General features: G+C 43.9%; 9 protein-coding genes. All 9 read right to left on the reverse strand.

Features of this window, described 5'->3' with window-relative positions:
• The coding region (locus NCCP2222_RS16970; RefSeq protein ID WP_248513573.1) for an S-layer homology domain-containing protein at positions 1 to 1,593 on the reverse strand (1,593 nt) is incomplete at its 3' end.
• Positions 1,594 to 1,989: 396 nt separating this feature from the next.
• Positions 1,990 to 2,733 (reverse strand): LytR/AlgR family response regulator transcription factor, encoded by a 744-nt coding sequence (locus NCCP2222_RS16975; RefSeq protein ID WP_248513574.1) that lies wholly within the window; start codon positions 2,731 to 2,733, stop codon positions 1,990 to 1,992.
• Between the two features lie 6 nt (positions 2,734 to 2,739).
• Positions 2,740 to 4,083: a sensor histidine kinase gene (locus tag NCCP2222_RS16980; RefSeq protein WP_248513575.1), complete on the reverse strand. Its 1,344-nt coding sequence runs from the start codon at positions 4,081 to 4,083 to the stop codon at positions 2,740 to 2,742.
• A 257-nt stretch (positions 4,084 to 4,340) separates the two neighbouring features.
• Positions 4,341 to 4,865: a hypothetical protein gene (locus tag NCCP2222_RS16985; RefSeq protein ID WP_248513576.1), complete on the reverse strand. Its 525-nt coding sequence runs from the start codon at positions 4,863 to 4,865 to the stop codon at positions 4,341 to 4,343.
• Between the two features lie 62 nt (positions 4,866 to 4,927).
• A complete protein-coding gene (locus NCCP2222_RS16990; RefSeq protein WP_248513577.1) occupies positions 4,928 to 6,673 on the reverse strand; it encodes an ABC transporter ATP-binding protein in 1,746 nt (581 codons plus the stop codon).
• Positions 6,674 to 6,703: 30 nt separating this feature from the next.
• Positions 6,704 to 8,455: an ABC transporter ATP-binding protein gene (locus NCCP2222_RS16995; protein WP_248513578.1), complete on the reverse strand. Its 1,752-nt coding sequence runs from the start codon at positions 8,453 to 8,455 to the stop codon at positions 6,704 to 6,706.
• A gap of 33 nt (positions 8,456 to 8,488) precedes the next feature.
• Positions 8,489 to 8,830, reverse strand: a complete 342-nt coding sequence (locus NCCP2222_RS17000; protein WP_248513579.1) for a thioredoxin family protein — start codon at positions 8,828 to 8,830, stop codon at positions 8,489 to 8,491.
• 481 nt (positions 8,831 to 9,311) lie between these two features.
• Positions 9,312 to 10,667, reverse strand: a complete 1,356-nt coding sequence (locus NCCP2222_RS17005) for a TldD/PmbA family protein (RefSeq protein ID WP_248513580.1) — start codon at positions 10,665 to 10,667, stop codon at positions 9,312 to 9,314.
• A partial coding sequence (locus NCCP2222_RS17010) for a TldD/PmbA family protein (RefSeq protein ID WP_248513581.1) occupies positions 10,667 to 11,445 on the reverse strand: 779 nt, incomplete at its 5' end. The genes NCCP2222_RS17005 and NCCP2222_RS17010, both read right to left, overlap by 1 nt.

The raw sequence follows: 11,445 nt of genomic DNA on the forward strand, positions 1-11,445 counted from the left end.
GAGATTCATGTCTTTATCGTAAGTTACTTCCACTTGATTCTCTCCGAGCACTTTCACATCGGTTACGGTAGGAACGGTTGTGTCAGTAGAAATCGTAATATCTGCTTCAATTGGATTCGGTGTTGACAAGTTGTTTTTATAGTCTTTTACGTTTACTAAACGAACTTTTGCTGTTGTACCAGAGGCAATTGCTTTATTCGTTGTGAGCGTCAACTGGTTCGGATTGCCGGCGTTATTTGCAACGCTTGCCTGAATATCATTGACATAGGCAATAACCCCAGACGCATTGACCGGCTCATCGAAGACGACATGAAACGTATTGGTCGATGTTTTGGCAGCTGCGGAACCCGATACATATTTCGGTCCTATTTTGTCTTCTGCCTTCAATATTGCCGTATACTCTTCGAATTTCCCACCGCTTACCGCTTGAAGTGCATCCGTCGTTTTCACAGCATACTCCCCGTCAAAGAACCAATTCGCCGTAATCGTCAACGTTTTACCATCTTCTGATAGCTTACCTGTCAGTTGGCCTGGATTAACAGTGGCTCCAGTGACCATCGTAAAGGAGATGTTTTTAACTGCGTTCGTTGCGTCCAGAACGGATGATTTGGAGACAGGTGTTGCGAAATGGACTTCCACTTGCTTGGAATTAATTGCTTTGACGTCTGTAATGAAACGGTCATCTGCAGCGTAGTCAAACTTCATATCAATCGTTTTTTCTGCTTTCGCGTCCCCTTTTGACAGTGTTACGACATAAGAACCTGCTGTTTTTCCTTCAGCCGCCTTAGTCGTAATGCTTTTATCCGTCATGAGGGAGGCGACGTATTTATCCACAGCCGCCAATTTTGTTTCATTAGTAGCGAGTGGTCCGCGTGAAACATTGACAGTACCAGCTTTCAAAAGTGCAACTGCTGCATCGACAGCAACTTGGTTCTCATCTACCTTTGGCTCCAAGAACGCTTCCCCACGGAATACGAAGGATGCCATTTGTCCGCGCGTCACATGGGCATTCGGTGAAAATGTCGTTGGTGTCGTACCTGTTGTGATTTCATGGCCATAGAGGGAGCGAACGAATTCCATATGCCATTGCTTTGAGTTGATGTCGGTGAATGGAAGACGGACATTTGCCATGTCGTCCAAATTAAAACCGAGCACGAGGATCTTCGCCATTTGTGCACGGGTCAGACTATCATCAGGACGGAAGGTGTTGTCCTCGTAACCCGAAATGATTCCAGCCTCAACAAGTGCAGCGATGTAGCGGTAATATGGGTGGCTTTTGCTGACATCCTTGAAGCCTGGGTCAACTACTTGGTTCATGTCCAAATCAAGGACAAGCGCCAATAGCTTGGCCGCATCTTGACGTGTAATGTTTTGGCCTGGTTTAAATGTTCCATCCGGATAACCGCTCATCATGCCGGCCTCCGTATATTTCATTACTGCATCATAGAAATGATGGCTCGGGATGTTTTTTACATCTGAAAAAGATTGAGCTTCGGCTTTTGTAGCAAGCGGTCCCGCTGCTACAATTGCACCCGTCATCATGGTCGTGGCAAGAGTGGCTTTGAATAATTTTGCAGGTCGTTCTTTTCTCATTTTCAATCCCCCTATTTTGTCATTCTATGTAGACTAGACAAGATTACTAGTTAGATAGTTATCTACTTCTAGTATAATTTGGTTGGAAAATTAGTGCAACTTTCGTTGGTAGTTCTTACTAGAAAGTATGTAGATACTATTTATTCTTTTCCTACACTTTTCATGGGTTGCCAGCTTCGGGATTGATTAAACTGTACATTCTTTATCGTTCAGTTCCTTGATATTTTCGATCACTTAGTGCTTTAGTGGTCAGTTTTAAAGGATAACGGTCATTAAGAAACAAAAAAAGACAGCATTTCATCCAATCTCGAATGAAATACCGTCTTTTCTTCTTATTTAAATATCCACATTGATAGTGCCGACTTTCTGCCAGGTATAATACCCTATCCCCACCACTTAATGAATCGTCAATCCATGAGTCTGCTCCTGCAGTTTGTCCTTCAATTCATTGTAGTTTTTCCGGCTTAATGGGACGAGCCCTTGGTAGCCGGTCAAGTGGACGGAATATGAGCGAGAGAAGGTGTCCGGCGTAATCGATTCAATGGAACGAAGCGGGACGAGGAAGGATTGATGAGTCCGGAAGAATTCGAACGGTATGAGAATTTCCTCTAGCTTCTTCATCGTTTCTCTCGTTTCGTACCGGGAGCCCTCTTTGCTTTCCACGTAGATTTTCCGACCTTTTTTCTCTATCAGCTGAATGTCGCTCACCATGATCATATGGATGCCGCCTGGTACATTTAAGCCGATTTTTGCATCTCGTGGCAACCGGCTTTCTTGCATCCGTTCTTCCACTTTGCCAAGTGCTTTTTTTAGCCGAACCGGATTCACTGGTTTTGTCAGAAAGTCGACCGGATGCACCTCATAGCCTTCCAGAGCAAATTGAGGATGGCCTGTCACAAAGACGATCATTAGTTTTGGATAAAGACTTTCGACACGATGGGCAAATTCGATTCCGTCCATCCCGCCCATTTCAATATCCAGAAACAGCAGATCGACCGGATTGTTCTCCAAGAAGACGAGTGCATCCTCTGAACTATTCACTTCACCGAGGACACTCAGAAAAGAATAGGAGGCGAGATAATTTTTCAACGCGTCGATGCAGCTCCGGTCATCATCGACGATTAGTGTACGCGCATTCATGGCCCTTCACCCCCTTCTTGTTGTTGGCCCTTCCGGAATGGAGACATGGAAACTGATGAATCCGTCATCCAATTCTGGATAGACAATCCCTTGATACTTTTCGACAATTTTCTTTACTGCCGGCAAGCCGAGACCTTCATGATGTACTTTTGTGGAAAAGCCGGATTCAAACAGATCACCCAGTTTCTCGCCAGCTAAATCGGTTTCATTGGTTACCGTGATGACGAGTTGACTATATTCAGTCGTTAATTCTACAAGGATTGGCTGATTCTTTTGCGGCAGCCGTTCCAGTTCATCCATAGCGTTTTGGATTAGGTTTCCTAGGATTTTATTGATCTCATAAACCGAACAAGGACAGTTCCGTAAATCATTCATGATCATATATTCAATCTGGATTCCCTTTGCCGCGGCCCTCTCCTTCAACGTGCTCAACATCGCAGCGGTCGCCGGATGATGAAGCGGCAGCAGATCATTAATGACCGTTGCAGACTTTACCATCTCTTTAATATAGTTTTCGCATGCCGCATATTCCTTTTTTTGAATCAACCCGTAGATCGCAGTCAAATGAAAATTGAAATCATGCCGCTGTGAACGGATTATACTAAAGAATGATAGTAGTTCCTTCTGGTACTGCCGATCTAAAAACAACTGGACTTTCTCATTTTTGAATAAAATCAGTTGCCGTTGGAACAAGATGATCGCCACCGTTACTGCCAGTGCCCAAAGCGTTAGGAACCAGCGGTAGTGCACTCGGATATGTGGAAGTTCCCAAACAGTATAATATAATCCGATTGCAAGCAGAAACATGATTAGAACAACTGAGTAGGCTCGACCGCTGAATGAGATTTCCGGGTCATCGTCATCCAAGGATTTTTCGAACAATGTTTTAGGAAATAAAACTGGTGACTTCGAAAAAATAATCATCGCAATCAAAATATTATTAAGCGAAACAAAGAGATCAATGGACACTCTCGTGCCTGTGTCCAAAGACACACTTTCTATCTCCAGGAGAAGATAAAATAGATTATATTCAATTAGGGAAACGACAGCTAAATTGAAAATGACCGCTAAAAACAAGGCAATTGTCGTTTGTGCGATCGGAATTCTCATCAAAAGATAGAGAACAGGCAACGACATGATAACTAGAAAAGGTATAAGCCATATCGAAGAAACAAATCCGGCAAAACCAGCATAGGCAATTCCAAAGAACAGACTGATCATTAGTAGTCTACGAAACGATTTTCGCGTCTCTAGTCCTACAAAAGAGAAGCCTAGCAACAGCCCAGTAAAAATTTGAATGGTCCAAACGAATATTTCCATGGAGTGGATAAAAATAGCTGCCGTGTCCATTTCTTCACCTAATCTCAGTCTTTAATTGCTCGTCACAAACGATTCTGGAATTTCTTTTAAAATATTCTTTCAATAGTTCTTATTTAAGCTATTATATCGAAAACCTTCCATAATTTCAATACAACCTATTATTCCTATAAATTTAGTATATATTAAATAGAATGGTCACTTTTAAGGGAATGGAGAAAACGCAAACGAGGGTGCATGCCTCATTTGCGTTTTCGACTTCTAACCTATTTGTCATCTCTAAGCTGGTATTATTTCAATTTTTCTTCAAGAAGCTTATAGATATCTGCTTGGTCTGGATGTCCTTCAGCTAGGAAGAAGTAGTGATTGCCGATTACAATAATCCCTTCATAATCAAACTTTTGGCCTTCAAATTCAGCTGGCGCCAGGCCAGTTTCTTGAGCCTGTTTCAAGCTCTCACTATCAGGATCAATTTCATAAGCTTGGAACTGCAATACATCTTCGCCATTAATTACTGCAGCCACTGAAGAAATGGTATCTACAAAGAAACTATTATCATAGTTCTCTTTTATATCTGTTACGTCATACCCTGCGTCCTTCAAGATGGCGATAACGTTTTGGAAGTATTCATCCTCTACAGCATCTGTTGAAGCGTCCTCAGTGCCTTCCGCGTCATCTGTTGTTCCTTCAGCTTGCTCCGTATTATCCGTATCATTCGTACCCGCCGCCTGGCCTTCGTCCTTTTTGTCATCTCCACAAGCAGCCAAAGCCATTACTAGCAATGCCATTAAAAGTACCATCAAAAGCTTTTTCATTTTCTATTCCCCCTAAGGATGTAATTTATTTTGAATACTGGGACTCCAGTAACTCAAACGGATTAACTGAATACTAATCCCTCTTCTTTTGAAGATTGAATATCTACGAGAATCTTGTAGAGCTTATTGGAGCGCATCAATTCATTATGGGTACCGGTGCCGGAAACCTCACCAGCATCAATCACAATAATTTGGTCCGCTTCTTTGATCAACGACATATCATGTGTGATCATGACAGTTGTTTTGCCTGTCATCAATGTTTTCAATGACTTTTCAATTTTATCTTCCGATTGTGCATCCAAGCTGGCTGTCGCTTCATCGAGCAACAATATTGATGTATCTTGAATGAAGGCACGGGCGATGGCGATTCGCTGACGTTGGCCGCCTGAAAGCCGCGAACCAAATTCCCCGACTTCCGTCTCAAAGCCTTCCGGGAATTCCTCGATGAAATCCAAGGCATCTGCCAGTTCGGCAGCACGTCTCAATTCTTCCACACTGACTTCTCTTTCCAGGCCATAGGTGATATTGTCCCGAATGGTGCCGGATAACAATGGACTTGTCTGGGAAACTGATGCAATAGATCGTCTCCACTCATCCACATGAACTTTCTCCGCTTCCGTATCTCCAATTAGTAGACGTCCTGCATTGGGTTCGTAGAAACGTTCAAGCAGTTTGAATATGGTCGATTTCCCGCAGCCGCTCGGTCCCACGATGGCCGTCACTTTGCCGGCAGGTATACGGATATTGAGCCGTGACAAAATGTTACGGTCGTCATAGCCGAACGAGACGTTCTCCAATTTTAGGTCCTGTTGTGCCAGTTGTGACGGCATTGATTGTTCTCGCTGCAGTCTTTCACTTTCCGAATCTAAAATAGAAGAGATTTTTTCAGAAGCCCCTTTTGCCTGCTTCAACGTTTGCCAGAACAAGCCATATTGCAACACATTACTATGAATGAATTGAACATATAAATAGAAGGAAAGTAGCTGGCTGACCTTTAGTTCACCTTGCGATATCAAGTAAGAACCATATACTAGTGTTGTTCCGACAATAATCGCCCGGACACTTTGCATCAAAGGCTCTGCGTAAAGATCGACAACAATCCGTTTCTTCTCTGCTTTATATTGATCAAGCAATATCTCTTTTCCTAGGTTGATTTCCTCATGTTCCTTATTGAAGGATTTCACCATACGAATCCTTGGAAGCCGTTCCGCAAAAAATGCTGTGATACCTGAGTATTGAGCTTGCACACCCATTTGGGTCTTCTGTGTGTAATGTCCGACGATAGCCGAGACAATCAGAATATACGGAATGACCGGCAAGAGAGCAAACGTCAATTTCGGATTCATGCTGTACATAATTACATACGAACCAACGAGTGAATACGTTGAGTTCAAAACCGTTTTTATTCCAGAAACTACGGTATCGATATATAGCGGGTCATCCGTCACACGGCTGATCAATTTCTGCGATGGCTGCTTTGAGTAGTCACGCATTTTCATATGCATGATTTTTGACCAGATCGTTTTCTGGACATTTCTCATCGCAATTGGTGGTGTGAGTGAGAAAAATAATGCAGAAATCGCTATTAGTATTTGGGAAAGAATCCCCAATAAAATGTAGTTTCGAACGATTTCGTTATTAAAAATATCTCCTCCAAAAATGTTGCCAATATACTTCGGCATAATCAAACCGACTGTTGTGGATGCCGCAGTTGCAATAATACCAAAGATATACAAATGCCACGGCAGCTTGGATTTGAAAACTAGCTTAAAAAACTCTTTCCAACCCCGTTGTCTAGTTTCCTCCATATTTACCCCCCCTAACCTAGATTGCAAGCATCAGCTTGCGGATGAACCTGTATGGAGTTGAACTAAATGACGATACAACTCATTTGTTTTCAAGAGTTCCTCATGCGTTCCTGCGCCGTCCACAGTTCCGCCGCTTAACACGATAATTTGATCGGCATGATGGACATTTGATAAATCGTGCGAAATCATAATGGTTGTTCTTCCACGCATCAATTGTTCCATTGCATCCTGAATTGCCTTCTCCGATTGACTATCCAAACTGGCCGTCGCTTCGTCGAGCAACAAAATGTCTGAATTCCGGAGGATAGCACGAGCAATGGCAATCCGTTGACGCTGGCCGCCCGACAGGTTGGAACCGGCTTCTCCGACATACGTATCAAAACCATCCTTAAATCCATTGATAAAATCCAATGCATTCGCTTTCCTTGCAGCTTCGGCAAGCTCAAATTCCGAGACTTTCCAATTGACGCCGTATAGAATATTTTCCCGAATGGTTCCAGAGAGCATTGGGCTGTCTTGGGCGACACCGGCAAATAAATTCCGCCAGTCTTTCAGATGGATATCTGAAATTGACGTATCACCTACAAAGATTTCACCAGCATCCGGTTCATAGAATCGTTGCAGCAAGGAGAAGATGGTTGATTTCCCGCTTCCGCTCGGACCTACAAGCGCAGTGACTTTCCCTACCGGGATTGTCAGATCAACATGACCCAAAACAGGCTTATCTCCATAGCTGAACGCTACATCTTTAAACAATATGTCCTTATCTAGTTTTTCAATTCCAACTTTTCCTTCATTCACTTCCAAGTCGCCATCCATTAACGCGGCAATCCGGTCTGTGGCTCCTTGGCTTTTCTTGATTTCCACATACATCATTAAATAGGAGCCAAGCATTCCCCAGAGCATTCCAATATACATAAAGAACGCGACCCAATCATTGAGTTGAATGTATCCGGCTTTCACTAGATATCCACCATACAGGATGACTAGAATATCGGATGTGATGCTCAGTATTCCATTAATCGGGTTTTCCACCCACATGATGATATATCTGCGCATATTCGCCTTAAAATAATACTGTAAACTTTTATGACCGAGTTCATCCTCTTTCTTTTCCGTCACAAACGTTTTGATGAGCGGCACACTCATAAGACGTTCGGATAGAAATTGCGTCAAAATGGACAACCGGTTATAGGTTTCTTTAAACGCACGGAAATTCCACTTACCGTAGTAGGCATTAAAAAGCAAATATAGTGGAATATAAACTACAACCGATAGCCCTAAACGCCAGTTGTAAGAGAATACAACCGCGACGACTCCCACTGTCCCGTATACTGTCGCTGCCAATGATGGCAAATAAGATCCTAAAACGGTACTGATCTTTGACGCATCCGTCGTAATCCGGGTAATCATAGTAGTCGGCTTCATACTATCGAAAAAGCGCAATGGCGATTTAATAACCCGCTCCCAGATTAACGAACGATAGCTTACATCGATTTTTGCAACGAGAAGTTTATTGAAAAAGCGGACAAGACCTGACATGATGACATCCGCAATAATCAATCCCACTGTTCCCCAAATGATATAAGGTTTTAAGACACCCGTCATTACTTTAGAAGAAAAATCTGGAAATAATAAAGTGACGGTAGCAGATAAAATATAAAGCGCTGAAACAAATATAATCCAACCCCATGGTAATTTTGCTTTGAACATTAATCGGAAATACGATTTCCAAATTCCCTTTTCAGCCTGTTTCCTCAACTTTTTCTCATTAGATGCCATGCGTTACCCTCCCTCTTTCTCCATTTAATGGACTTATAAAGCGGCTTCGACGAAGGCTAAGAGCTCTTCGCGATTCATTGCCCCCAAGTGGGATTGTGCCACTTCCCCGCCTTTAAAGAGAAGGAGTGTAGGAAAACCCATCACTTCATACTTTTCCACAATTTCATTTGAATTTTCTAATACATCTTCCATCGTTACATAGAACTTTGTGAATTTAATTTGATCGCCATGATCTTCGGCAAGCTCTTCCAGAATTGGCGCAATAAATTCACACGGTCCGCAGCCATCCGCATAAAAGTCCACTAACACCGGATGTTCACAAGCCAACACTTCGGTTTCAAAATTCTCTTTGTTTACATTCATAACACTAGCCATCGCCAATTCCCCCTCTACGAAGTGCAGTATATCTCTATTTGTTTGCACTTCTTTCACTTTTCAGAAATCTGTATTTGTAGATGTAAATAATTTATCCGTTTAATAGCTTGGTTTCAATAGGTTTTGACGAAAACGTCCGTTTTCATGTCAATTTGGGGTAGTCCACTATATTGCAAACGCTTTCAATCTTCCTTAAAAGAAAGGACGGGCAAAAACTTGCACCCGTACCTCTCTTAATTCCTTTTGCTCCCGGACCGTTTTTGTGATTTACCAGTTTACTCGTGTGGTTGTTGGTTGGCACCAGCGCATACAGGGGACTCACCCGCTCATACACTCACACACTAACCAAACCACTTCGATCCTTCGCTTCGCTAAGCTCCACTCAACAACTCCACTCACTACCTGCTCAACTGAACTCACTCTAGCTCAACTATTCTCAGGCAGAGCCTATCCCGGCAATCGTGATAGGTCCGCGTGCTATTTATTCAATCGTCTGATTTCCTGAGACTTGCAGCCCGTTCACTTTCAGGGACGGGAGCGTGATGGCGCTGCGGAATCGGAGATCGTTTCCGATGACGCTGACATCGTTCAGGAGCTCGAAAACGTTGCCGGCTACTGTAAATTGATCGATGGCGCGGGTGATTTTCCCGTTTTCGATTAAAAAGCCAATCGCTGCAAGGGAGAAATCTCCTGCAGTGTAGTTGATGCCTGCATTGGTGCCTTGCAGTTCAACGATCAAAATGGCGTTGTCTGATTCTGCAATCATGTCGTCCAAAGAAGATGTGCCCGGCTCCAAATATAAATTGTACGGACCAACACCAACAGGCGAACGGAATCCGCCTTTCACCGCATTGCCCGTCGACTCGACGCCGTCTTTCTTCGCTGTTTTCCGGTTGTGCATGAAAGAGATCAACTTGCCGTTGCGAATCAAATCTTTTTTCCGTGTGGCAAAGCCTTCGGAGTCAAAAGGTGCATACGTCACCGTATCTTTCATTAGTGGATCATCCACGAACGAAATGTTTTCGCCAACTATCTGTTCGTTCAGCTTGCCTTTTAATTTGGTGTAGCCTTGCTGCACGGATTCGGCAGAAAGCTGTCCGAGTAAGGAACCAATCAATTCTGACGCTGTATCGTAACGGAAGATAATCGGATAAGTGCCTGACGCAATGGAGCTGGCATGCAGCTTAGATACTGCTTCGTGCACCGCTTTTTCAGCAATTTTTCTGGTATCCAAATCCGCGAACGACTTGATGGTAAAATCGGATTCGCCACCCGTTGCTGTCGATTCACCGTCTTGCGCAGTCAAATACAGGCCGAGTGATGTAAATGCCGATTTAGAATGGCACAGCAAACCCTTCGTATTGGCAATTAATGTTTCGTTAACGCCTTTGGATGCATAGGAATATTGGACAAATGCCACACGCTCGTCTGTTTCATATGCAATTCTTTCAATTTCCATAGCGGCTTGTATCAGCTTTTCTGGGTCCAGTTGTTCAATCTCCTCAGAAAACGATCTTGGCTCCGCGTATTCCGGTGATCCTTCAAACAAATCCTCTCCGTCATCGACTTCGATGACTTCGGCATTGTTCAGTGCTTCCTCCAGCAATAAAGGAATGGAATCCGCTGCAATCCGTTCTGCGTAGGAATAGCCCATCTTACCTTTGAACAAACCACGGAAGGAAACGCCGCCCTCTTCCATAATCGTATAGTCATCGATTTCTTGATGGTAAACAGCGATGGATACCGCTTTGCTGGAAGAGTAGAAAAGTTCCATTTCCTCAAATCCAGCTTTTTTGCCAGCCGCAAACAATTCTGTCTGAAAGTCTTGTATGTTCATCAGCTATTCCCTCCTCTGCCGCCGATGGTCAGTTCGGATACACGGATCATCGGTTGGCCGACTGTGACCGGAACGGTCCCGCTCGATGCTCCGCACATGCCAACGCCGAGTCCAAGATTGTTCCCGACCATGTCGATTTTCTTGAGCGTATCGATACCTTTCCCGATGATCGCGGCACCCTTGATTGGCTCGGCAATCTTCCCATTGCGGATCATATAGCCTTCACTCACCGAGAAGTTGTAATCGCTTGTCGTCGGGTTGACAGAACCGCCATCCATATACTTGGCGAAGATGCCAAGCTCCGTATTGGCGATAATTTCTTCCGGTGTCGATTGGCCAGCTGCGATGAACGTATTGTTCATCCGGGATGTCGGTGCATATTTGTAAGACTCCCGGCGCCCTGAACCCGTCGGATCCATGTTCATCTTGCGGCCGCCTAATTTATCTATTAAATAGCCTTTTAAAATTCCATTTTCAATCAATAAATTCCGTTGCGTGGCCATGCCTTCATCATCGATATTGAGTGAACCCCAGGCATTTGGAATCGTGCCGTCATCATAAGCAGTGACAAGAGGCGATGCCACATATTCACCAAGCTTATCGGCAAAAATAGAAGCTTTCCGGGCAACCGCATGAGATTCCAACCCATGGCCACAAGCTTCGTGGAAGATGACCCCTCCGAATTCATTGTCAATCACCACCGGGAAATTGCCGGATGGCGCATGATCTGCGAAGAGGATTGTCTTCGCGCTGCGTGCCGCTTCTTTTGCAATCCCTT

The organism is Sporosarcina sp. NCCP-2222, assembly GCF_023168145.1.
Classification (GTDB): Bacteria; Bacillota; Bacilli; order Bacillales_A; family Planococcaceae; genus Sporosarcina.

Excerpts from the sequence above, each read along its gene's own strand:
- NCCP2222_RS17000 (WP_248513579.1), bottom strand. The coding sequence starts at position 8,830 with ATGGCTAGTGTTATGAATGTAAACAAAGAGAATTTTGAAACCGAAGTG.
- NCCP2222_RS16975 (WP_248513574.1), bottom strand. The coding sequence starts at position 2,733 with ATGAATGCGCGTACACTAATCGTCGATGATGACCGGAGCTGCATCGAC.
- NCCP2222_RS16980 (WP_248513575.1), bottom strand. The coding sequence starts at position 4,083 with ATGGACACGGCAGCTATTTTTATCCACTCCATGGAAATATTCGTTTGG.
- NCCP2222_RS16990 (WP_248513577.1), bottom strand. The coding sequence starts at position 6,673 with ATGGAGGAAACTAGACAACGGGGTTGGAAAGAGTTTTTTAAGCTAGTT.
- NCCP2222_RS17005 (WP_248513580.1), bottom strand. The coding sequence starts at position 10,667 with ATGAACATACAAGACTTTCAGACAGAATTGTTTGCGGCTGGCAAAAAA.
- NCCP2222_RS16995 (WP_248513578.1), bottom strand. The coding sequence starts at position 8,455 with ATGGCATCTAATGAGAAAAAGTTGAGGAAACAGGCTGAAAAGGGAATT.
- NCCP2222_RS16985 (WP_248513576.1), bottom strand. The coding sequence starts at position 4,865 with ATGAAAAAGCTTTTGATGGTACTTTTAATGGCATTGCTAGTAATGGCT.